14 protein-coding genes are annotated in these 25290 nt (G+C 31.2%); 7 read left to right on the forward strand and 7 right to left on the reverse strand.

Annotated features, from left to right (window positions below; translation table 11 throughout):
* Nucleotides 1-10: 10 nt before the first annotated feature.
* The 5 genes from MG292_RS02505 to MG292_RS02525 form a co-directional block, all read right to left on the reverse strand.
* Complete coding sequence (locus MG292_RS02505; RefSeq protein ID WP_264534267.1) at nt 11-3091, reverse strand: SusC/RagA family TonB-linked outer membrane protein; 3081 nt, start codon at nt 3089-3091, stop codon at nt 11-13.
* Between the two features lie 35 nt (nt 3092-3126).
* Nucleotides 3127-4443, reverse strand: a complete 1317-nt coding sequence (locus tag MG292_RS02510) for a sugar porter family MFS transporter (RefSeq protein WP_413614225.1) — start codon at nt 4441-4443, stop codon at nt 3127-3129.
* A gap of 351 nt (nt 4444-4794) precedes the next feature.
* On the reverse strand, nt 4795-6330 hold the full coding sequence (locus MG292_RS02515; RefSeq protein WP_264534266.1) for a glycoside hydrolase family 32 protein: 1536 nt from the start codon (nt 6328-6330) through the stop codon (nt 4795-4797).
* Nucleotides 6331-6332: 2 nt separating this feature from the next.
* Nucleotides 6333-8894 (reverse strand): glycoside hydrolase family 32 protein, encoded by a 2562-nt coding sequence (locus MG292_RS02520; RefSeq protein ID WP_264534265.1) that lies wholly within the window; start codon nt 8892-8894, stop codon nt 6333-6335.
* A 179-nt stretch (nt 8895-9073) separates the two neighbouring features.
* Nucleotides 9074-11806: a substrate-binding domain-containing protein gene (locus MG292_RS02525; protein WP_264534264.1), complete on the reverse strand. Its 2733-nt coding sequence runs from the start codon at nt 11804-11806 to the stop codon at nt 9074-9076.
* A gap of 1157 nt (nt 11807-12963) precedes the next feature.
* Here MG292_RS02525 and MG292_RS02530 point away from each other — a divergent pair.
* The 7 genes from MG292_RS02530 to MG292_RS02560 are packed head-to-tail and all read left to right on the forward strand — an operon-like array spanning nt 12964 to nt 22900.
* A complete protein-coding gene (locus MG292_RS02530) occupies nt 12964-15750 on the forward strand; it encodes a type I restriction endonuclease subunit R (RefSeq protein ID WP_264534263.1) in 2787 nt (928 codons plus the stop codon).
* An 11-nt stretch (nt 15751-15761) separates the two neighbouring features.
* Nucleotides 15762-17342, forward strand: coding sequence for a hypothetical protein (locus MG292_RS02535; protein WP_264534262.1), 1581 nt, complete (start codon nt 15762-15764; stop codon nt 17340-17342).
* Nucleotides 17339-18274 (forward strand): DNA adenine methylase, encoded by a 936-nt coding sequence (locus MG292_RS02540; protein WP_264534261.1) that lies wholly within the window; start codon nt 17339-17341, stop codon nt 18272-18274. Before MG292_RS02535 ends, MG292_RS02540 begins: the two co-directional genes overlap by 4 nt.
* Nucleotides 18271-19491 (forward strand): restriction endonuclease subunit S, encoded by a 1221-nt coding sequence (locus MG292_RS02545; RefSeq protein WP_264534260.1) that lies wholly within the window; start codon nt 18271-18273, stop codon nt 19489-19491. Before MG292_RS02540 ends, MG292_RS02545 begins: the two co-directional genes overlap by 4 nt.
* Nucleotides 19492-19502: 11 nt before the next feature.
* Nucleotides 19503-20912 carry a DUF2971 domain-containing protein gene (locus MG292_RS02550; protein ID WP_264534259.1) on the forward strand — a complete coding sequence of 470 codons (1410 nt, stop codon included), beginning with the start codon at nt 19503-19505 and terminating at the stop codon, nt 20910-20912.
* A 42-nt stretch (nt 20913-20954) separates the two neighbouring features.
* Nucleotides 20955-22445 carry a type I restriction-modification system subunit M gene (locus tag MG292_RS02555; protein ID WP_264534258.1) on the forward strand — a complete coding sequence of 497 codons (1491 nt, stop codon included), beginning with the start codon at nt 20955-20957 and terminating at the stop codon, nt 22443-22445.
* Between the two features lie 14 nt (nt 22446-22459).
* A complete protein-coding gene (locus MG292_RS02560) occupies nt 22460-22900 on the forward strand; it encodes a hypothetical protein (protein ID WP_264534257.1) in 441 nt (146 codons plus the stop codon).
* Nucleotides 22901-23062: 162 nt separating this feature from the next.
* On the opposite strand, the gene MG292_RS02565 is transcribed toward MG292_RS02560, so the two are convergent.
* Entirely contained in the window at nt 23063-24175 is a 1113-nt protein-coding gene (locus MG292_RS02565; RefSeq protein WP_264534256.1) for a hypothetical protein, read from the reverse strand.
* A 192-nt stretch (nt 24176-24367) separates the two neighbouring features.
* Nucleotides 24368-25210 carry a tyrosine-type recombinase/integrase gene (locus tag MG292_RS02570; protein ID WP_264534255.1) on the reverse strand — a complete coding sequence of 281 codons (843 nt, stop codon included), beginning with the start codon at nt 25208-25210 and terminating at the stop codon, nt 24368-24370.
* Nucleotides 25211-25290 lie beyond the last annotated feature (80 nt).

The following is a 25290-nucleotide window of genomic DNA, read 5'->3' on the forward strand; positions in this document are numbered from 1 at the left end:
TAAAATTATTTTAGAAATTAGTAGTAATACCAAAAGTGATAGATTTTGAATGCGGAATACCATAACCTGCAATTCCTATTCCATTGGCACTAAGACCCGAAACCTCATAATCAAACCCAGTAAATGAAGTGATTGAAAATAAATTCTGACCTAATAAATACATCCTTAATTTATTCAATCGTAATAATTTTGTGATTTTTTCATTAAAAGTATACCCTAATGAAATTGTTTTCAATCTGATATACGATCCATCTTCAACATAATAACTCGAAGGTTGTAATTCGTTGTTTGTATTCAACGTTGATAAGGCTGGGACATTTGAATTTGCTTTACTTGGTGACCAAGCATCAAGAGTATTGGTACCGTGATTAAAAGCGAAATAGTCAAAATCCATTAAATATCGTTGTGTATTATAAATTTTGTTTCCTTGTTTTCCATCAAAATACATAGAAAAATCAAAGTTCTTATAAGATCCATACAGATTCACACCATATATGAAATCTGGATGTGGACTACCAATAATAGTTCTATCTGATTGATTTATAACACCATCTCCATTAATATCTCTGTATCGCAATCTACCAAGTGCTTTGCCTGGCTGGTCGGCATGCACTGCAACTTCTTCTGGAGTTCTAAAAATACCATCAGCAATCAAACCATAAAATGATGCAATTGGCGAACCTTTTTGAGTTATTGCTACACCATTATTTAATAAGAAATTCGAATCAGAATCTAAACTTTCAACGTTATTTTTGTACATCGCAAAATTTACATCTAAACCATATTTAAAACTATTTTCTGATTTGTTTTTATAACTCAGCACTGTTTCAAAACCTTTGTTGCTAACAGAACCCGCATTAATTGTTGGAGGTGTAGATTCACCAGTTACAGAAAGCGCAATAGGGTTTAAAATCAAATCATTTGTAGTTTTCACGAAATAATCAGTCTGAATTGAAATACGGTCATTAAATAACCCCAAATCAAAACCCACATTATATTGTTCTGTTTTTTCCCATTTAATATCAGGGTTAGCTTGTCTTGATTGCAATACACCACTCGATGAACCAATACCTGTACCTGCAATATCATAATCAGAAAATTCAACTACTCCAGCTACACTATTATTAATAAAGCTAGATAAATAGAGATAATCTCCAATTAAATCATTCCCATTAACCCCCCAAGAGGCTCTTAATTTTAAATTAGAAACGTATTTATTATTTTTTAGGAAATTTTCTTTATTTGCATTCCAAGCAAATGATCCAGCAGGGAAAATAGCATATTTGTTATTCGGTCCAAAACGAGAAGAACCATCTCTTCTGATACTTCCAGATAAAATATATTTATCATTAAAAATATATTTTAAAGACCCAAATTGTGAAATCTTATAGGATTGTACTTTTCCTATAATTGTCTGAAATTGAGCATCATTTTTAACCACATAGCCATTTGCTCCTGTTATATCTACACCTCTTATTAAATCTGTAAAGGAATTATCTTTTCTAGCAGAATTTTCAACACCTAACAATAATGAAACAGAATGTTTATTGAACTTTCTATCATATTTAAGTGTATTTGTAAAAATAGTTGCCAAGTAATCGTTATCAACAGCTGATGTTGTAATGTTTTGGAATACAGAAGGGACAGCCCCATTAACTGAAAAAGATTCTGATGCTGTATTGAACTTATAAGTTCCATAATCAAAATTCAAAGTGGTATTAAACGTTAAATTATCTAATACTGAATAATCTAAATAGATATTTCCTAAAATTCGATTATTTTTCTGAACATTATTCCTATTACTCCACAAATTGGCCAAAGTATTTGGTTTGTCTTGTAATCCTCCTCCGATAGGAGCAGCATAATCTCCCTTGTTTGTGTAAATTGGGATTAATGGATTTTGTAAAATTGAGTTTTCAAATTCATTTGCTTTAACTTCATTAAATTTAGAATACAATAAATTCTCACCAATAGTTATTTTATCCTTCCATAATTTATACGAAGCATTTAACCTCATGTTGATACGATCGTAATATGTATATTTTTGAATACCATTATCTTTAGAATAACTTAATTGAGAATACAAATTCAATTTATCAGTACCTTTTCTATATGAAAAATCTGTATTAGTAGAAATAGATTGTTGTGTTATTGCTTTAACCCAATCCGTATCCGAAGAAGAAACTAAACCATTGGCATCTAAAAACTGAGGAATAGTAAACCCTGAACCATTATTTTGTAAAATAGGATGAGTAGGTATAGCAATCCCTGCTCCTAATTGTGATTGATACTCTACATCTGCCCATTGTTGAGCATTTAACAATTTAATTTTATCACGAAGTGTATTTGTTGTTATTTCAGATTTAAAACTAAATTCAGAAACTCCTTTCTTACCTTTTTTGGTAGTGACTACAATTACACCATTAGCAGCAGAAGTACCATATATTGCAGCAGAAGCACCATCTTTTAATACTTGTATTGATTCAATTTCTTCTGGATTTAATGCCGAAGAATTTGTTGTTTGTACACCATCAATAACCCACAATGGAGCAGAACCACTATTTACTGTTGTTAATCCTCTAATCGTGATTTGAGAATCATTACCCCCAGGAGTACCTCCGGAATTTATCTGTAATCCTGCAACTCTCCCTTGTAAAGCGGTAAGAATATTAGGACTAGATTCCTGAGCAATATCCGCAACCTTTACTACTGTAATAGCACCGGATATGTCAGATTTTTTCTCTCTACTATATCCTGTAACTACAATTTCATTCAGGGTATTTGTAGCTGATTTCAATGTGATCTTATAACTAGTTTGCGAATTCACCTCAACTTTCCCATCGATATAGCCAACATAAGTTATTATTAAAACACTGCCTATGTTAGCGTTGATAGTAAAATTACCGTCAAAATCAGTAACCGTTCCTTGTTTTGTCCCTTGGACAAGTACACTAGCTCCTGGCAAAGGGGCTCCATCATCTGAGTATACCTTCCCTTTCAGCCTGTTTTGCTGAGCAAAAGAGATAAGTACAATGAAAAGCATCATAATTGTATAAATGCTTTTCTGATTTTTGAAATACTTAATTTTCATACATAATTTGGTTTTGGTTTGTAAATAGTTAAAAATTATTTTTGTTTAGAAAGATTCTGATTCATTTCCTCTAGAGTTATTCCTTTAGTTTCTGGCATCATGAAGAGTACAAAAACTAACTGAAGAACCATCATTAAGGCAAAGAAGGCAAATACATTACCCACTCCATAATTTGAAAATAAAATTGGTATCATCGATGGGATAATAGCGGCTAATACCCAATGGACCGAACTTCCAAAAGATTGACCAGAAGCTCGAAGATGATTGGGAAATATTTCAGAAATGAATACCCAAATAACAGCACCTTGCCCTATTGCATGAGACGCAATAAAAACAAAAAGGAAAATAGGTACCGCTAAACCTGTCCATTGAAGAAAAAATGCTAATGCAACTAATGAAAGTGATGCTATATATCCAATAGAGCCAATAATCATTAATATTCTTCTACCTAACTTATCAATTAAGTAGACCCCTAGCATCGTAAAAATTAAATTAATAATACCAATACCTATACTACTCAACAATGCAGTTTTAGAACCTAGACCTGCTTCTTCAAAAATTCTAGGTGCATAATATAAAAAAGCATTAATTCCAGACAACTGATTGAAGCTAGAAATAAGAAAAACTAGTATTAAAGGGTATCTATATTTTTTTATAAAAATAGTTTCACTTAACGGTATATTAGTATTTTCAATCCCTGAAACTAAAAGGTCTTGTTCATCTTGAGTTGTAAAAAGATTTAAAACTTCTTTTGCTTCTTCAATTCTGTTATTAGACAATAGCCACCTAGGACTTTCAGGAATGTACAATACTAGAATTGAATATACAATGGAAGGAAATAACTGAATTCCCAACATCCATCTCCAAGAGTTCTCTCCAAAATCACTCAAGAAAAAATTGGATAAAAAAGCACATAAAATCCCTAGAACTATATTGAATTGATAAAACCCTACTAAGCGTCCTCTTTCTTTAGCTGGAGCAATTTCTGAAATATAAGAAGGAGCTGCAATTGTAGATGCACCTATTCCTAATCCACCTATAAATCTAAAAAATGCAAATACCCATGGATTATTTGCTAGAGATGACCCTAAAGCCGAAATTGAAAATAAGAATCCAATAATTAGCAACGTTTTTTTACGACCTATTTTGTTTGTAGGTATTCCTCCAAAAAGAGCCCCTATTACAGTACCCCATAATGCCATTGCCATCACTACTGATCCATGGAAGAAATCACTCGAATGCCACAATTGCTGCAAGGCTTTGTCTGCACCAGAAATAACTACTGTATCAAATCCAAATAAAAAACCTGCAAATGATGCAATCAATGACCATATTAAAATTTTGAACTTCATAATAGAATTGTATTTAATTTTATCCAAAACTATCCGAAATCGATTTTTTAACAATTACATAATGTATCAATTACATTCAATTAAGTTACATTTTAATCAAAAACCTGATTATCAATATTTTAAAATTTATTTATGTAGATTATTATTAATAAAATTTCAAATATGTAACAAGATGTTCTAAAAATGTATCTTAAAAAATGAAGTTAAAAATACCAATTGCAAAATATCTACTTAAAACCTAGAAAAGAACACAATTACATTTATCAAATTCATTTTTTTATGAGGAAAAAAATATAGTTCAAAAAAAAAAGACTGCTTAAAAACAGTCTTTTTCAAATTGATTTTCATTTTTTATTTAAATTTTTGAAGAGAAAAATCTAATAATTTAATCTTTGGATTTAAAGATTTTATCTCAACTCTAGCCGACTTTTCGCCTGAAGGGAAAAATAAATTAGTAGCTACCTTCTTTCCATTGTCTAAAAATATCTCAGCTGAATTTTTATCAATGATTATTCGAACATGCTTTCTCTTTTTTGAATAAGAACTTGTTTCTTTTAGAGTTTGAATAGATTGATATTCTTGTTTATTAATCTCTTTATCTTTTCTAATTATAATCCAGTTGTCAGTGTTTGAATTATAAGTCAAATTAATATATTGCTTTTCATCATTTACAATTTGAAATATTAAATCTCCATTTGCTTTTTGAGGAAGGAAAGAAAAACTCAAATCAAATGACAAACTATATGAATTATTTGTTTCAAAAAGGGTATTTACCTCATCAATAGATATTTTTTTAGACAGAACACACATTCCCTTATCATAAGATTCAGTTAAGTTAATTGGCTCCTGTCTTAATAGATAGCCTGTATCGTCTTTGTCTAAATATAAATTTCTTGGGATAGTCATTGAACCTCTCCACCCTCTTGAGGGTATGTCAGAAGCATATTGCCAATTATTCATCCATCCTAGCCATTTTCTCGATTTCGTAGTTTGATTAGGAATTCCATCCCAGGTTACAGCAGCATAAAAATCCTTACCATAATCCAAAAATTGATACTCTAAACCAGATGAAGTCTTAGTTCCATCTAAAACGAAATTTTTTCCGTCGAATTCACCAATAAAGTAATGAATTCCAGAACCCCCTGCTATATTTCCATTCCCCAAATTGACCGTTAATATCCATTTCGTTTTATCTTTATAACTTAAAGGAAATAAATCCGGACATTCCCAAACTCCTTCAGTGATTCCTTTTGAGCCAAACTCACTCATTTTAGTCCATTCTTTTAAATTAGTAGAACTATAAAATAGGATTTTCTTTTCCATAGACATTGCTACAATCATAACCCAGTTTTTATGAATTTCATCCCAAAATACTTTTGGGTCACGAAAATCTTTGCTATTTAAATTTAAGACTGGATTATTCGAATATTTAGTGAACGTACGAGCATTGTCATTACTGTATGCTATACTTTGATGTTGAAAACCCGTTGTTGCATCATAGCTGGTATAGATAGCTACTATTGGCGGATTTTTTTTACTTCCAAAACCACTGGTGTTTTCCCAATCAACTACAGCTGAACCTGAAAAATTCATTATTTTGTTTTCCTCTTCTAATGCAATTGGCAAATGCTCCCATTTTACTAAATCTTTAGTTTTTGCATGACCCCAACTTATATGACCCCATACATCAGCATATGGATTATATTGGTAAAATAGATGGTATTCTCCGTTATAATAAAACATCCCATTAGGGTCATTTATCCAATTTTTTTGAGGCGTAAAATGTACTTTAGGCCTGAATTCTTCAGCTTGTTTTATATCTTGAGCATTTACAAAGTATAGAGAAAATACACATAGAATTAGTTGTTCAATCTTTAGTTTTATCATCTTTAATTCAAAATTATTTTAGCTTCAAATAAGCTATTATTAATAAATCCTTTTACAATATATACACCTTGATTCGCTTTAAATCCATTATCTAAAAACCCATCCCAATAGAACGTTGGATTAGAATTATCTACTGTTGTTTCAATTTTTTTAACAGGAAAACCATTTAAATCAAATACATATGCATAAATTGAGCTTAATGATTTAATATTTTCAAAATGAAAATTAAAAAACGAATTAGATGGATTTGGAAAAACAATAGGATGAATTAATTCCTCCTTTTCCGAGGTGGTTTTTGCGACCGAGGTTACGCCTCCAGTACTTATATTATAAATTTTAACTTCTGAAGCGTTTGCGGTTCCTCCCCTTGCATAGAGATCAATTCCATTAACAACACCTGATGGAAATACTCTTGTAGCGAAAGCTAGTTCTTCATTAATAAATACCTCTACTACTGAAGCATCAACAAAAATTCGCCATTTAATATCGCCGGCTGGAAGTTCGTATGCAGTAGATTGATTTGTTTTTGGCACATCGCTAAGTACTGATGATTTACTTCTATCTACAACAAAACTTTTATTAGCTACATCATAATATATAAGTGTTTGTTCAGTAGTTGCTGTATTTTTATGTAAAACGAAACCTACTTTAGTTGCTGTCCCTGGATTTGTAGTGGCAACAATTTCATATTGAGAACCACTTGCTCCATTTAAGATATTGGTACTAGAGTCATCATAACTTAAATTACTAAAAGACGTTGATTGACCACTTCTCAAATTTAGAAGATTGGGATGGGGTACCTGCTTGATTTTAGAATTTACAAGAGTCCATGCTCTTGGTAAACTGAATACATTAGCCCAACCTTGACTCTTATGCTTTGCAGAAGTTACATTATCAGGAATAATCCCAATCGCAGTTAAATTTCCATTAGCATCCTTACCAATGGAAGGGGATAATAATTGATTGATTAATTCTAAACTTGTAGGAACTTGTGAATCAACAATAAATTTTGAGCCATTAAAATTACCTGTCCAGTATAAAGAATTCGCATTCGGAAGTTTATTAATCAAAAGAATCGATTTAGACCCAAAATTATAATATATAGGCATCTCCCAGAATTCACCAGTCTGATCTACACTAGGACTACCTTCTAACATAGTCCCTTGTAAATCCCATTTAGTAAAATCTGGCAAAGCTGATTTATATAAAAACAATCCACCTCTAGCGGTTCCGTTTCTTAATCCGGTACCCACCATCATATACCAATTTGAGTTATATTCAAAAACAAAAGGGTCTCTAAAATCGGCATGAGTATATCCGGTTGTAGGAGCACTTGTAATAACAGGAGAAGTGTTTTTATTCCATGTGTCAAAAGGTGAATTTGATTTAGCAAGTCCAATTGCGGCTTTTGCTTTGTTCACTCCTGTATAGAATAAATAAGGATTATCGCCCGTAACAACAACATGACCTGACCAAATACCAACTTCATCAAAACCTGGCTGAGGCCATAATACTTGTTGTTTTTCTTCCCAATTCACCAAATCAGTGCTCACATAATGTCCCCAATTGATATGTTCTAAATAGGGACCGTTAAAGTTACGCTGACTAAATAGATGGTATTTTCCTTGTAAATAAAACAATCCATGTGACTCATTTGTCCATCCAGCAGAAGGCGCTAAATGATACTTAGGTCTGTGCTTATCGTTTTTATATCTTTCTGCTATAGGTATTGACAAATTAGGTGTTGGTACAGTCACTGTACTAAATTGAGATTTAATTTCATTAGTAGTTAAAATATTGTCCCAAACACTCACTTTATCAATCGCCCCAGTCAATCCATTAGTATCAAAACCCGCAACAGTTTTAACCTTAGACTCTTTCCCAATAAATACTGACGCTGAATTATCCCACACCAGACTACCTCCAGTAAATGTTTTAGTTTGTACCAAATCTCCATTTAGATAAAGCTCGGCTTTTCCATTTGTTCCAGTCACATTCATTGTAATAAAACTCCATTTTTTAAGTGGAATTTGAACGTCCGAAACGATCTGACTTAATGTGCTTCCTACCATACATTGACCAATTATTCTCCCATACTGATCAACTCCTAAAGCAACTCCAGCCCCTGTTGAAGGATTCACGTTTGAGAAAATAGAAGCTACAGTATTTTCAGTAATTGGGTCAGCATCTTTTCTCTGTACAGGAAAAGCAGAAGGAGCTACCCATCCAGTTATTGCAACATTTGAAGTTGGATAAGTGACATTAATTTTCCCAGAGGCCCAACCATAAAAACCATTTACAACTATGGCATTACCCTCTACGCCTACTATTCTCTCTGCAGCCCCACTAGGAACATTAATCGTTAAATTTGAACCGGTTTTACTTTCATTTGTTGTTTCTCCATTTGATTCATTAAACTTGAATGATACTATTTCTTTAGCATTGATAGTTGTTGGCGGTTTTGGATTAGGGTCAATTGGAGAAGGTGGTGTTGATGTTTTTTTAGAACTACAACTCACTAATATAACCATAGATAGGAAACCCAAAAAGATACATTTCTTCATCTTTATATTTTTTTATAAAAATAAGGAGGGTGCCTTTAAAGAGTATTAGATATTGTTACATCTATATAAAAATTAAAATATTATTTTAAAATGCTAAAAATCAATATTTTATAAAAATTATATTTTTTTTATTTTAAGAAAAATAATGTGATTTATAAAAATGTTACACCGTACAATTTCTATAACGAATTCCTGTATTCTTTTGGAGAGATTAAATATTTGTTTTTGAAAGCTGTAGAAAAATAATTAGGGGAGGCAAATCCGCACGAGTAAGCAATTTCAGAAATATTTAAATCCGAATCTTTTAACATTTGAATTGCTTTGTCAAGTCTAAAATTGACAATATAATCTCCAATTCCAATATTCAAAATAGCTTTTACTTTACGATACAATTGTACCCGTGATATATGTAAACATGATGCTAACTCTTCTACTGAAAAATTAGAATTATCTAGATTGGAATTTAAAATGGCGTCGATTTTATTTAAAAACTCTTTTTCATTTTTTCCTACTCCTACAATATCAGTAATGATACTATTATTCTTGGAGTAAAATGTTCTTATTCTTTCTCTATTAAAAAGTAAGTTTTTTATAGACTGTTGTAAAACTTTTAAATTAAACGGTTTATTTAAAAATAAATCAGCACCCGATTCTAACGATTTAATATAATTTTCTTGACCATCCATGGCGGTTAAAATTATGGTAGGTATATGAGATGTTAATTCATTTGATTTTAAAATTTTACAGATTTCAAACCCATTCTTACCAGGAAGATTTAAATCACATAGTATTATATCTGGAATAGTTTCAAAAGCTTTTTCAATTGCATCATTGCCGTCTGAACTAAAGACGGAATATTCTATTTGCATTTTAGCAATCAGAAATTCTAATAACTCAGAATTATCCTCAATTATTAAAATGGATTGTTTTTCCTCTGAATCCAAATTTGAGGAGCGAGTATTACTGTCTGTATCGAAATACTCATAGTCTAATTTAGTTGTACCTGAAGTAGAATCAGGCAGTTGTACAATTGATTCAGGAAATTGATTATCTATGGGTAAAATCACTCTAAATTCTGTGCCAATTTCAGAAAGAACTTCAATTGTACCATGGTGTAAATCAATGAATTTCTTAGATAAATTTAGCCCTATTCCAGAACCATTTTTTGTACTGTTTGAACCTTGATAATAAATTTCAAAAATCTTATCTCTCTCTCCCTTTGGAATACCAATTCCATTGTCCTTGAATGAAATACAAACATTTCTTAATTCATCATTCTTTTTAATCTCAATTTGTATTTTACCATTATCGGGTGTAAACTTAAAGGCGTTCGAAAGTAAATTATAATAAACCTTATCCATTAAATTTTGGTCAACATACAGTTCCAATTCTTCACAATTAGAAACAATAGTGTATTCAATATTTTTCTTTTTAGCTTCTCTTTTAAATTCTTCAAAGATTTCAACAGAGAATTTATATAAGTTGATTTTACTAGGCCTAATTGTAAAATCTTTATTTTCGATTCTTCTGAAGTCTAATAACTGATTTATTAAGCGCAACAATCTCATTGAATTATTGTGCATCAAAACTAATTCCTTCTTGAGATGTTGGTTTTTATTTTGGAACTCATCATTCAAAGATTCGACAGCACTTAAAATTAATGTAAGAGGTGTTTTGAATTCATGAGAAATTCCAGTAAAAAAATTAATTTTAGCTTCATTACTGATTTTTAATTTTTTTGCATATTTCTGTATTTCATTTTTTTGAATACTAATTTTATCGTTATTTATCTGAAGCATTCTATTCTTATTCCGTATAGAAATCATACTGTATACACTAAAAAGCACCAAAAAAACAATAACAACTATAAAGAAAGTTAGTAATTTAATTAAGTTAAAAAGTGTGATATATTCTTTTTCTTGTTCTTTAATTACATTTTGCTGTTGTTCTATATTAAGCATTTGTTGAGAAACCTTATCAAATTGGTTACTCATTATATCAGCATTCAGAGAATCAATTAGTGTAGTTGCAAGTTTAGTATTTTTGGGTACGATTTCTTTATTTACAATTTGTAATGCAATTTTTATAGCTTCACTCCCTCCTGTTGGATATAAAACTGTAGCTGTTAGTTTTCCTTCTTTAACTGCTTGAATTCCTCCAACAGGACCATTTAACCCATCGACTCCGATGAATTTAATATTACCTATTTTATTTTTTTTCTTAGCAACATCCCAAACTTGTAGTGCAATGTTATCATTAAACGCAAATACATAATCCAAATTTGGAATACTATCTAAGACTCTGCTAAATGATTGATTTAAAGAATCCAGACTAACCGCAGTAATACTTTTTCTATTAATATTAGAGAATTGATTTAATACTTGTTTAAAACCAAGACTTCTTTCAACTCCAGGAGAAATATTTGTGGTCGCTCTAATTTCAAGTACATTTGTTACTTTATTCGCTCTAGATGCAATATATTTTCCTGCAATTTTTCCAACTTCTACATTATCAGACCCAATGAATGTGGTATAATTTGACGTATTAACTTTTCTGTCAAGTATTATAATTGGAATTCCTTTTTTAAAAGCTTTGTCTATAACAGGTGTAATTGAATCATTTCCTAAAGGGGCAATAATAATGACATCCATATGATTGTCAATCATATTTTCAATATCATTTATTTGTTTTTTGGAGCTACTATTTGCATTATAAATGGAGAGGTCTATTTCAGGATGCAGAGACGCCTCAACCTTCATCGAATTATCCATTGATTTTCTCCAACTATCATCTTCTGAAATACTTTGTGAGAATCCAATTTTAATCCTAGAACTCTTGTCTGAATAATTTTCACAAGAAATCAACCCAATTATTAGGATGAAAACTATTAAAAAAGACTGTCTTTTTTTCATTACTCCTGAGTTATCAAAATCAATTATAGATTAAATTCCAAATATATCATTTTAAAACAACTGATTAGGATTAAATAAATTTCAAATTTGTAACATTTGTTTTAAAATTGTTTCGGATTTTCAAAAATTAAATTACAATATGTTGGTTTTCAAGATACAATATTTCTTCTTGAGAAAAATGATCTGTATCCTCTATATCGACGGAAACACTTCCAATGACAAGTTCTGCAACACTATAATCTATCCGTTGATTTAATTTTTCTACTGTATCAAATTCAATATTTAAGTACTCTCACTTGTAATTGCCAACAATTAGTATAATTACATTTATCTAATTAGATTCTTGTGTTAAATCTTTTATATATCCTTCAACATCTAACCCAAACAAATTTTCAATTCTAAAAATTTTGATAGTATTTTTTTGAGTATGTCGGTTTCGAACTCTGGTTTAAAAAACATTAGAAATGTTTAAAATTTAGAAAATAAAATAACCATTTGTTTGACCTATGTTTGACCTGTAAAAACAAAAAAACCTTTACATTTCTGTAAAGGCTTATTGTTGCTTGCTCCCGATATTGATTTAAAATCAAACCAACTTATTGATTTTCTTAAGGTTATCGGTTCGATATAAAACAACAAATGACCTTAAAAATGAATTTAAGGTCATTGGTTCAACTTGTGAACACTATAAATTTAAAATAAAATCAACTCATTGATTTTATGAAGGTTATAAAGTATCTTAGAAGCCATTGACCAAATCAACCTCAAAACAGGAAATAAAATTCCGTTTGGCGGTAACGGACTAAAAGAAAAGATGAAAGACGAGATAAGAAAAATTGTCTTATTGGTATACAACAAGATTGAACGAAATTGTTACTATTTACTGCGACAATATAACTAAAGACATCTAAAACTCTCACTAGGAATTTGATAGGAATGTCTTCCGATCTAATTCCCAGCAATAAAAAACCTAAAATTAAAATTCAATCAGTTATATTTTTTTAGTTTAGCCGTTAAACTTTGGCTAATATTTATTCTTTATAGAGGTCATTTACAACTATGCTAACGATAATAAATTATTTTTATAATTCATTATGTATTATATTTGAATTTTACCATAAAAAACCTACATTTGGTTTTACCAAATCAATTTGCCCATGTTCAACCAAAACCCTGAACAAATAGCACGTGATAATATTGACAAGCAGTTAATTGCTTGTGGATGGATTATTCAAGATAAAAAGAAATTGAATCTTGCTGCTGGCTTAGGAATTGCTATCAGAGAATATCAAACCGATATTGGTCCTGCGGATTATGTTTTATTTGTTGATAAAAAACCTATTGGTATTATTGAAGCCAAACGTGAAGAAGAAGGGGTACGACTGACTACGGTTGAAGAGCAATCTTCGCAATATGCCAATGCTAAACTTCGTTTATTGAATAATGATCCTTTGCCGTTTGTGTATGAAAGCACAGGAGAAGTCACTCGATTTACAGATTACAGAGACCCAAAACCTCGTTCGAGAAATGTGTTTACGTTTCATCGTCCTGAAACTTTTGTGCAATGGTTAAGTCAAACGAAAACCTTACGCGGTCGTTTGCATGATTTACCAGCTTTACCTGAAGAGGGGTTAAGAGATTGTCAAGTAACTGCTATTACGAATTTAGAAAAATCCTTTAAAGACCAACGCCCAAAAGCCTTAATTCAAATGGCTACGGGTTCAGGAAAAACCTTTACTGCGATTACCTTTATTTATCGTTTGTTGAAGTTTGCCAAAGCGAAACGCATTTTATTTTTAGTTGATACCAAAAACTTAGGCGAACAAGCCGAAAGCGAATTTCGTGCCTTTACTGCAAATGATGATAACCGTTTGTTTACCGAATTGTATGGTGTAACTCGTTTGGGTAGCTCCTTTATCCCCAATGATTCACAAGTATATATTAGTACGATTCAGCGCATGTATTCGATTTTGAAAGAAACCGAATTGGATGAAAGTGCCGAAGAAGAAAATCCTAACGAAATGGCGTTTCAGGCAAAAGAGCCTGTTCCTGTGGGGTATAATGAAAAAGTGCCGATTGAGTTTTTCGATTTTGTAGTCATAGACGAATGCCACCGCAGTATTTACAACCTTTGGAAACAAGTATTGGATTATTTTGATGTGTTTCAAATTGGGTTAACCGCTACGCCTGATAATCGAACGTTTGGGTATTTCAACCAAAACTTAGTGTGTGATTATGGCTATGAAAAAGCGGTTGTTGACGGGGTTTTAGTGCCATACAATGTGTTTACCATTGAAACTGAAATCACTAAAAACGGTAGTGTCATTACCTTAGGCGAAAAAGTAGATAAACGGGAACGCCTGACTCGTAAAAAGTTTTGGGAAGCCTTAGACGAAGATGAAGTTTATAACGGTAAACAATTGGACAAAGACATTGTAAACCCAAGTACAATTCGAACGATTATACGTGCCACCAAAGAAAATTTACCTGCAATGTTTCCTGACCGCTTGGATAGTAACGGAAACTTTGAAGTACCTAAACTCTTAATTTTTGCAAAAACCGATAGCCATGCCGAAGACATTATCGACATAGTGCGTGAGGAATTTGGCGAAGAAAATAAGTTTTGCAAAAAAATTACTTACCGAAGCGAGGAAGACCCAAAAAGCGTCTTGCAACAGTTTCGAAACGATTATTACCCACGAATTGCCGTTACGGTAGATATGATTGCTACAGGAACCGACATACGTCCACTGGAAGTATTGTTGTTTATGCGTGATGTAAAAAGTCGTTCTTATTATGAGCAAATGAAAGGGCGTGGTACACGAACTTGCTCGGTGGAAGAATTGAAAGCCAAAGGAACACCCACGGCAAAATACAGCAAAGACCATTTTGTAATTATTGACGCTATTGGTGTGGAGCAATCGCAAAAAACAGACAGCCGACCTTTAGAGAAAGCACCAGGTGTTTCGTTAAAAGATGTGTTGCAAAGTGTAGCCATGGGAAACACAAGCGAAGACATGTTGACTACGCTTGCTAACCGATTAATTCGTTTAGACCAACAATTAAAAGACAAAGATAAAACGGCATTTAGTGAAAAAGCTGATGGTTTAAGCATTAAAGAAATTGTAAAAAAATTGTTGAACGCATATAACCCTGATACGAATGAGCAAATAGAAGTTGCCGTTAGAGGAAATATGCGCGGTTGTGCACCCATAGAAATTGAAAAAGCCATTGCTACCGAACAACAAAAGTTAATAGACGATGCTGTAGCCGTATTTAACAGCCCCGATTTGCGAGATTTTATTGTGGACATCCGCAAGAAATATGACCAGATAATAGACATTGTAAACATAGATACCATTACCAACATTGGTTGGGTAAAAGACCAAGAAGAAAGTAGCGCAGCTTTAATTGGCGATTTTAAAACTTGGATAGAAAACCACAAAGACGAGATTACGGCTTTACAGATTTTTTATGCACAAGACTACCGCCACCGCACGTTTACATACAAAATGATTAAAGACTTGTGCGAAAAGCTAAAAACCGAGAAACCTGTTTTAGCGCCTTTAGCTGTTTGGAAAGCCTATGAACAATTGGAAAAAACCAATGGCTCGGCTAAAAACGAGTTGATTGCCTTGGTAAGTTTGATACGCAAAGTGGCGGGTATTGACACCACCTTAACGGCTTATGACAAAACCGTTGACAAAAACTTCCAAGAGTGGATTTTTAAGAAAAATGCAGGGCAACACAACGCTTTTACCGAAGCTCAAATGCAATGGTTGCGCATGATGAAAGACTATGTAGCCAACAGTTTTAGCATAGACAAAGACGACTTTGACCTAAGCCCTTTTAATGCTGAAGGCGGTTTGAGTAAAATGTGGCAATTGTTTGGAGAAGAAACGGATAGTATTATTAATGAATTAAATGAAGTTTTAGCGGCATAAAAGTTTTAATTATGACAAATTATTTTGAATGGCCAAAAAGAAAAATATCAATAACAACTTTAAGGCTTGATTATGAGAATCCTCGACTGACACAATTTGGTTCTAGACCAAATCAATCAGAAATTATTGACTATCTTATTGAAAACGAAAAAGTTTTAGATCTAGCAAAAAGTATAATAGTACAAAGCTATTTTTTGAATGAGCAGCCTATTGTTACAAAAGAAAACAATAAGTTTGTAGTTTTGGAAGGTAACCGAAGGGTAGCCGCTTGCAAGATTCTTATAAACCCTGATTTGATAAAATCTGATAATAAAAGAAATTCTCTTAAAAAGCTACTCAAAGACTTTGACTTAAGTATTATTACAAAATTAGAAGTCTATATTTCTCCAAATAGATCCTCTGCTGACGATATGATTGTAAACAGACATACCGGAGGTTCCGTAGTAGAAAGATGGGACAAGACTAAACAAGATAGATTTATTCATAACCGGTTTACAGATGGAGAGTCAATAGAAAGTTTATCTAAGAAGTTTTCTATATCAAAAGGAGATATTAAAAAGGCATTGAGAAGATATAATGTATTTTCTGAAATTAGTAAACTTGATTTAGAAGAGCAGTATAAAAAAGTATTGAGAGAGGAAGTAAAATTTAGTATGACAAATGTTGAAAGAGTTTATGATTCTAAATTTGGAAGAGATTTTTTAGGAGTTAATTTTGATGATGAAGGTAAAATCAAAAAGCTTCTTCCAAAAGAAGAATTTTCTAAAAGATTAAAAACAATTGTTGAAAAGGTTATTCAAGGAGAAATAAATTCTAGAACTTTAAATACAGAAAAAGAGAAAGAAGAGTATTTGAAAAATCTAATAAAATCAGATGCTTTTGATTCTACCATTGAACTTGACGAAAAATATGCTGATTTTGAACAAGAAGAAGAAAAAAAAATAGAGGAAGAAGAGAAAAAAGAAAAAGAATCTTTAAAAACAGGTAGAACTACTTCTTCAGTTAAATTAATTAGTGGAAGTTTGCATTTTATTACTGGTATTAAAAGGATAGATGATATTTTTGATGAAATGAAAGATCTTAATATTAAAAAACATCCCAATTCTATTGCAGTTCTTTTAAGAAGTTATATTGATATGGTAACGTATCAATTCTTAAAAAACAATAATGGGATTAAAGAAATACTTGTAGATCAAGGCGTAAAATTAAAGCAGGAAAATGAAAAGACGATAAATACTATTGCTGATTTTTTTAAAACTGAATTTAAAATTGAAGAGGAGATTGATATTGTCAAGTTGGCTAAAGCTCTAAAATTAAATGGTGGAATCAGTAAAGACTTTATTCCAAGTTTAAGGTTTATGTTGGCTCACTTAACTAAATCTGATTTAATTTCTGAACCTAAATTAAAATCAACTCTTCAAAGTTATTTGAATAAAGATAGTAAAGTAGATAAAGTTATTGGTCATAATGAATTTAATCTTCTTGTTCATAATGAATATTATATAAATGATCAAGAAGGTTTAAAATCTGTTTGGGATAAACTAGAGCCTATACTTGAATACATGGTAATTAATATAAAATCAAAAAGATGATTAAACAGCATTATAGCCCATTAAGATACCCAGGCGGTAAAGTTTCTCTTTATGATTTTTTAAAAAAAATGCTTAAGCAAAATGGCATAATAGATGGAGTTTATGCAGAAGGATTTGCTGGCGGTGCAGGAGCTGCATTAAAGTTATTAATGCTTGAAGAAGTCAATGAAATTTATCTAAATGATAAAGATAAATTTATTTATAAATTTTGGGATTCAGTTTTAAATCATACAGATGAACTTTTAGCATTGATAAATGATACAAAAGTTAATTTAGATGAATGGAATTACAGAAAAAAAATTTTAAAAAGCGAAGAAATCCAAAAAGATTTATCTGATGTACAAATCGCATTTACAACCTTCTTCTTAAATAGGTCTAATAGATCAGGAATTTTAAAAGCTGGTGTAATAGGAGGAAAAGAGCAAGAAGGAGAATGGAAAATTGATGCTAGGTATAACAAAGCTGATTTAATGAAAAGAATTGAAAAGATTTTTTATTATAAAGAAAGAATCCATTTGTCAAATAAAGATGTTATAGATTTTTTTAATGATCTAAAAAAGAAAAAATTTAAAGAAAATGAAATTTTGTATTATTTAGACCCTCCATATGTTCAGCAAGGTAAAGAACTATATTTAGAATATTTTAATCATTCAGATCATATTAGATTATCAAAATATCTACAAAAAAATTTAAAAAATGTTTGGTTGACTTCATATGATGATCATTCACTTATACATTCAATATACAAGGAAGTCACCAAAAATATTTTTGAATTCAATTATTATGCAAATAAAACTAAAATAGGTAAAGAACTAATTATTGCTAGTAAAAATTGTAAGATGGTAAATGAGTATTCTCATTATTCTAGAAAAAAAATTATTACGGATAATATTGAAATTAATGAATTAATACTCAATATTAAGAAGGCATGATCAATAAAAAATTACCAAAAGATTGGAAAATAGTTAAAGTTGGGAAATATGTTATTTCTACAAAAGGTAAAAAACCAAAAAGAATTTCCAAAGAAAAAACTAATGAATGTTATCTACCTTATGTAAATATAAAAGCATTTGAAAAAGGGATAGTTGACGAGTATACGGATGGTGTTGGCTGTGTTATTTGTGAAGAAGGTGACTTTTTAATGGTTTGGGACGGCTCGCGTTCAGGATACGTAGGAAAAGCAATAAAAGGAGCATTAGGAAGTACTTTAGTGAGACTTAATTTTCCAGATTTAGAAAACAATTATGCTTATTATTTTTTACAATCAAAGTATATTGAGATTAATACAAGAGCAAAGGGAGTTGGTATTCCTCACGTAGATCCTAACTTACTTTGGAATTATTATTTATTAATACCTCCACTCGAAACCCAACAAGCCATTGTCTCCAAAATAGAAGAACTCTTTAGTGAGCTAGACAAAGGCATAGAAGATTTAAAAACCGCACAACAGCAACTCAAAACCTATCGACAAAGTGTATTGAAATGGGCTTTTGAAGGGAAGTTGACCAATGAAAATGTAAAAGAGGGTGAGCTGCCTGAGGGTTGGGAAATGGTTAATATGTCAAAAGTAATTGAAAAACCAAAATATGGAACTTCCAAAAAATGTGATTATACAATAAAGGGAATCGGAGTTTTAAGAATTCCAAATATTGCAAAAGGAATTGTTGATAGTACAGATTTAAAATTTGCAAAATTTGACGAAAAAGAGATAGAAACTTATTCCTTAAAAGAAGGAGATATATTAACTATTCGTTCAAATGGAAGTGTTGATCTAGTTGGTAAATGTGCTTTGATTTCAAAAAAAGATGAAGGTTATTTATATGCAGGTTATTTGATTCGATTACGTCCAATAATTAATAAAGTAAACCCTAAATATTTAATTAATATACTCACATCAATTGATTTAAGAAATCAGATTGAAGAAAAGGCAAAATCTACAAGCGGAGTAAATAACATCAATTCAGAAGAATTATCAACTTTAAAAATTCAACTTCCACCAATTGAAGAACAACACCGCATCGTTCAAGAAATCGAAAGCCGTTTGAGTGTGGCGGATAAAATGGAGGAAAGTATTGCACAAAGCTTACAACAAGCCGAGGCATTGCGTCAGAGTATATTGAAAAAGGCGTTTAGTGGGGAGTTGGTTTAAAATAATAGAATATGGGTGGTTACTTCGGAAAAGGAAATAATAGAAATACTGAATCATTGGAGAGTTTAGTTTTTAATAGATTTAAACAATTTCTTAGTAAAGACTTTGTTATTAACAACAAAATTAATTGGGAAGTAGATAATCAACTCTCTTTTTTTGATTTAGTAATATTCAAAAAAAATGAACCAATAGCGATAATTGAAATTAAAAATAATTTATTAGAGGATGATAAGAATACTTACCTTGTGTTTTGTGAAAAAACTACCACTCTAACAAATACTAGATTTTGTATTATTACTGACAATAATTCCTTTTATTTTTATGAAAGGAATAAAAACGAAGTTTTGAAATACACATTTGATGAAATCATAAGTCAAATCAACAATTTTAAATACAGTTCAGTTAATCCCCAGCAAATTGAAACCGTCTTAAAGATTATTAAAGACACAGCTAAACTATATCTTGATGATAATAAAGATTTTATTAAATATATTGATGATAATTTAATAGCAAACACTATCGGTTTTGATGAAATAAAAAATTGTTTTCATTTTAATGAATTGGAAAACAATAACTTTAATTCTTTTGAAAACATTTTCTTTACACATTTACTAGGTGAATTTAAAGCAAAAACAATTTACAGATATACATCATTAAATACTCTATTTGATTCAATTAAAAACCTTTCATATAGAATGAGTGGTATAATGGGAATGAATGACAAATCTGAAGCAAATTTTGTAGACCAATATTTTAGTAAAATAGAAACAAAGCCGATTAATGAGAAACCATTAAACTTTCAGCACCACAAAACTATATCGTCCTTGAACAAAAGATATATTAGTTCTTGCTCAACTAACAAAGATGATTTAACACTTTGGCGATTATATGGTGATGATGCTAAAGGTGTTTGTCTAGGATTTAAAATTAATTCTGAAAAAAATAATTCTAGCTTTCTTATTAATAAAGTTAAATATGCAAATAGTAAAGGTGAGCTAAAAGAGTTAGATTTTATCGCCGAAATAATACGTAATGTAAAAAGCCAAACAGACTTTAATTTTGAATTTAGAAAGCTTAAAATATGGAGACATTTTTTTAAACCCTATGAATACGAAATTGAAAAAGAAATAAGAATTTTGGCTATTGATAATGAATTCTTGGAAAAAATTAATGAAGATTGGGTTTTAACAAATAGTAATTCAATTATTAATCCAGTGATTGATTTTAGATTAAATGACTTAAAATCTCCATTTCAACTAAGTGAAATAATTATTGGGCCAAAATGTCCAGAGAAAATTATAAATCAAGTACAAATTAGGGAAATGATAGTGCGGAAAAACATTGAAATAAAAGCAAAAAAACTTAATTCAAATTTAAGTGGTATTAAAGTATCACCTTCAAAGATTGAACATTACCGATAAATTATTAAAATACAAATCCAAAAAACATTTATAACATAACAAATGAGTAAAGAAAATGCAAACGCATCCAGTATAGTCAGTAAAGTATGGGCATTTTGCCAAACCCTTAGAGACGATGGTGTAGGCTATGGCGACTACTTGGAGCAGTTAACTTATTTGTTATTTTTAAAAATGGCTGATGAATATAGCAAACCACCACATAATAGAAAAATGCCTATTCCTAGCGAGTATGCTTGGGATACGCTAATTAGTAAAAGTGGTAGTGAGTTGGAAAGTCACTACAACAATATGTTGCGTGAGTTAGCCAAAGAAAAAGGTATTTTAGGGCAAATCTTTGTCAAGAGTCAGAACAAAATACAAGACCCTGCCAAGCTATACAAACTCATCGCACTCATCAATGCCGAAAACTGGATATTGATGGGCGTAAAAGACAAAGGCGATATCTATGAAGGCATCTTAGAAAAAAACGCAGAAGATACCAAGAGTGGCGCAGGGCAATACTTTACCCCAAGACCATTAATTAAGGCTATGGTAGAATGTTTGCGTCCAGAACCTATGAAAACCATAGCGGATCCAGCTTGTGGTACAGGAGGTTTCTTTTTGGCTGCTTATGATTGGATAGTTGACAATAGAGATTTAGACAAAGAAGAAGCTAAGTTTTTGAAATATGAAACGTTTTTTGGTAATGAAATAGTAGCCAGTACACGTCGTTTGGCGTTAATGAATTTGTTCTTGCACAACATTGGGGATATTGAATCGGATAATTTTATTTCACCTAATGATTCTTTGATTACCGATTCGGGTACACGTTATGATTACATTTTAGCCAATCCGCCTTTTGGTAAAAAGAGTAGCATGACCTTTACCAATGCAGAAGGCGAACAAGAAAAAGAAGATTTGACCTATAACCGTCAAGACTTCTGGGTAACAACAAGCAACAAGCAATTGAACTTTGTGCAACATATTCGCACCATGTTAAAAACTACTGGTCAAGCCGCTGTAGTATTACCTGATAATGTATTGTTTGAAGGTGGTGTAGGTGAAACCGTACGTAAAAAGTTATTAGAAACCACCGATTTGCATACGATTTTGCGTTTGCCAACAGGTATTTTTTATGCCAATGGTGTCAAAGCGAATGTATTGTTCTTTGATGGGAAACCCTCAAGTAAAGAACCTTGGACAAAAGAGGTTTGGGTCTATGATTACAGAACCAACATTCACCATACGTTGAAGAAAAATCCGTTAAAATTATCGGATTTAAAAGATTTCATTGCGTTATACAATCCAGAAAATCGCCATAAGAGAACGGAAACTTACCACGCTGAAACCAATCCAGAAGGTCGTTGGAGAAAATTTGGTTACGATGAAATCATAGCAAGAGACAAAACGAGTTTAGACATCACTTGGCTGAAAGATAAATCCTTAGCTGATTTAGATAATTTACCCGACCCTGATGTTTTGGCAACGGATATTATAGAAAATATTGAAGCGGGATTGGAAAGTTTTAGAGCAATAATAGCGAGTTTGAAATAATTATACATCCAATCATGCCCAACCACAATAAAACCCAACAGCTCCCTATTTATCAAAAGGCTGAACTCTTGTTTCAGTTAGTAGAGAGTTTAGCGGCTTCCTTGCCAGAAGACAATGAACTGCTTCAAAGTATGAAAGAAATTATGCGCGCAGATGCTATGATGCTACCTGCAAAGATTGCAGGCGCTGAAGCTGGTAATATATACAGCATACGAATGCAAAATGCAGCTATCATTCGATTTCATGCCATGAGTTTATATACCCAAGTGGGTGGTTTGAGTTTGTATGATGAATCTATTGATGAAACATTTACAAATCTTATCCGAACCGAAATAGAAAACTTTAGGTTGCTATTTATTGACTGGGTAAACAGTTTTGATACCTCTGATTACATTTGGGACGATTGGGAATTATTTAACCCAAAAGGCGCCATCCCTCCTACTGATTTAAAGTAATTGGATACAAAATACTTCTAATTTTAATCCCAATTTCAATTAAATCATTGATTTTATGAAGGTTATGAGTTGAATATAAAAAACCAATGACCTCAAAATGAATTTAAGGTCATTGGTACAGGTGTTGGTAAAACGTGTTGTATCTTAATTTTTCATCTCCAATTAGTCAAATGTTTCACGACTTACTTTTTGGAATATTTCATCTTCTTTTTCGATAAAAGGGTCATACCACGCCACTTTATTTTTTGCCCATTCTAACCATTGGGTAACTTCTTCGGTTAAAGAATTAGTTTCTATTGATTTATTTTCAACCTCAGCGATGTATTTTCTTAAAATTTCAGCTTGATGCCATCTGTTGGCTTTTTGTGATAAACTTTTAAACTCTTTTATCTCAGAGTTTTTTTTAGCCTCAAAATCTGCTTCAATCTTTTTTTTGCGTTCATATTCTCTTTGCCAAATCTCTCTTTCAATAGCTTTTTGTTTTTCTTCGATGGCTTGTAATTCTAATTTTGCAATTATATTAGGAATTTTATCTTCTAATTGAGTAGTATTGGTGTCTGCCCACTCTTTTACTGGATAAATATCTAACCGTAATGATAGAATATTTGAAGGTTCTAATACTGTTGAATCCCAATGGGTTCCTTTAACTATATTTCTTTTTAATCGTTCTCTAAGATCGATTTTTAATTCAATGTTGTTGATTATTATTTTAGTTCCATTATCAACAATTATTTTATGCCCCCTACTTTGTATGGCTTTTATGAGAACATCCATAAACAGCAATGCCCGTGTTACATTTTGTGGAGAAACAGCAATGTTAATTATATTTTGAGATGTGATTAATAATCCATTTCTATCGTGAAATGAAGAAGGCTTTTTTCCTTTTAAATCATTTTTAGCATCAATTATCAATTGGCTTGGCTTTGCTATTTTTTCGGGAAATAGGGTAATGTCTTTTAATTGGACTTTCAATTCTTTGGTGAGTTGGTTTAATTGATTTTCTTCCCCATTTATGAGAGTTTCAGAATTATCTCTAAATTTCAAAGTTATTGAAGATGCTACGGTATTGTTTAAGGGTAATTTTTCTTTAATTACCTTTTTATTAAATTGAATCTTTTGCCAATACCCATTTTTAGGCAATGGAATTTCTAGTTTCTTACAAACTTTTCTTAAGCCATTGTCTGAAAGGTTATATTGTTTAGCTAATTTAGAAAGAGGATTATCCCATACTAAATCATAAAGTTCTTCTCTTGTTACTACTTGAGTTCTTTCCATAATTTATTTAAAAAAAAAGGTTTATACATATAGACAGTTTATTAAAATAGTTTCATAAATCTGTGATGGTAATTTAGAATTGTAATTCGGTTTAAACTTTTTATTATATCTTGAAAAAGAAAAAATCAGATTGTCAATTTTCTGTTTAATAAAAAATGACCTAGATTAATTTGGAGTGATTTTTTTTAAATCCTACAATCTATCTAAAGGGCTTTTAATCTTATTTTTAGCTACATCTGTTAACTGGGTATAGACTTTAGTGGTATTTAGGTGACTGTGCCCCAATAGCTCTTGAATGTGACGAATATCAGTACCCATATCCAATAAATGAGTTGCAAAGCTACGCCTAAGAATATGAGGACAAATTCTTTTGTTGACACCTGATTTTATAGCACTTTGTTTTACTATTTGTTGAATACTTCTTCCTGAGTATTGCAGATTATTTTGTCCTTCAAATACATAATAGCTAGGTTGGTATTTTAAACAATACTGTCTAAAAATTAGTAAGAAACTTTCAGACAGCATCACTTGACGCTCTTCCTTGCCTTTAGCTTGTCGAATAGTGATGGTCATGGAGTTGGAATCTATATCAGTTATTTTTAAATTAACAACTTCGCTAAGACGCAAGCCTCCTGAGTACAATAGCATTATGATACTTTTGTGTTTTAAGTTAGTAGTTACATCAATGAGTTTTCTTACTTCGGCAAATGTTAGGAAGTTGGGTAATTTATGTTCTTTCCTTTTTGGGTAAAGATGTTTTAGATTGATTCTTTTGACTAATACCAACTCATAAAATTTAGCAATACTAGCCAAAATAATACGTTGATGGGAGGCGCTTATGTTGTCTTTTTTAATTTTCCAAAAGATGTATTGCTCTATTGCTGCTATTTCAATTTCTTCAGCAGAAGTATACTTGTGAGAAGCAACTGTTAAAAACAGGGACGCATTACTTTGATAGTTCTTTATAGAGGAAGGACTGTAACGTTGAATTTGTAAACGCTCGGTATAGCGTTGCAGGTAAATTTGAATATCCATCGTAATCGATTTGGGTTGGGATGATAAATGTAAGAAACTTGCGTCAATTAAATTAATTTACTTACAAATTTTTTAGTTTT

The sequence above is a fragment of the Flavobacterium keumense genome, assembly GCF_029866485.1.
Lineage (GTDB): Bacteria > Bacteroidota > Bacteroidia > Flavobacteriales > Flavobacteriaceae > Flavobacterium > Flavobacterium keumense.

Coding starts and splice junctions, on each gene's coding strand:
- MG292_RS02505 (WP_264534267.1), bottom strand. CDS start 3,091: ATGAAAATTAAGTATTTCAAAAATCAGAAAAGCATTTATACAATTATG.
- MG292_RS02510 (WP_413614225.1), bottom strand. CDS start 4,443: ATGAAGTTCAAAATTTTAATATGGTCATTGATTGCATCATTTGCAGGT.
- MG292_RS02515 (WP_264534266.1), bottom strand. CDS start 6,330: ATGATAAAACTAAAGATTGAACAACTAATTCTATGTGTATTTTCTCTA.
- MG292_RS02520 (WP_264534265.1), bottom strand. CDS start 8,894: ATGAAGAAATGTATCTTTTTGGGTTTCCTATCTATGGTTATATTAGTG.
- MG292_RS02525 (WP_264534264.1), bottom strand. CDS start 11,806: ATGAAAAAAAGACAGTCTTTTTTAATAGTTTTCATCCTAATAATTGGG.
- MG292_RS02530 (WP_264534263.1), top strand. CDS start 12,964: ATGTTCAACCAAAACCCTGAACAAATAGCACGTGATAATATTGACAAG.
- MG292_RS02535 (WP_264534262.1), top strand. CDS start 15,762: ATGACAAATTATTTTGAATGGCCAAAAAGAAAAATATCAATAACAACT.
- MG292_RS02540 (WP_264534261.1), top strand. CDS start 17,339: ATGATTAAACAGCATTATAGCCCATTAAGATACCCAGGCGGTAAAGTT.
- MG292_RS02545 (WP_264534260.1), top strand. CDS start 18,271: ATGATCAATAAAAAATTACCAAAAGATTGGAAAATAGTTAAAGTTGGG.
- MG292_RS02550 (WP_264534259.1), top strand. CDS start 19,503: ATGGGTGGTTACTTCGGAAAAGGAAATAATAGAAATACTGAATCATTG.
- MG292_RS02555 (WP_264534258.1), top strand. CDS start 20,955: ATGAGTAAAGAAAATGCAAACGCATCCAGTATAGTCAGTAAAGTATGG.
- MG292_RS02560 (WP_264534257.1), top strand. CDS start 22,460: ATGCCCAACCACAATAAAACCCAACAGCTCCCTATTTATCAAAAGGCT.
- MG292_RS02565 (WP_264534256.1), bottom strand. CDS start 24,175: ATGGAAAGAACTCAAGTAGTAACAAGAGAAGAACTTTATGATTTAGTA.
- MG292_RS02570 (WP_264534255.1), bottom strand. CDS start 25,210: ATGGATATTCAAATTTACCTGCAACGCTATACCGAGCGTTTACAAATT.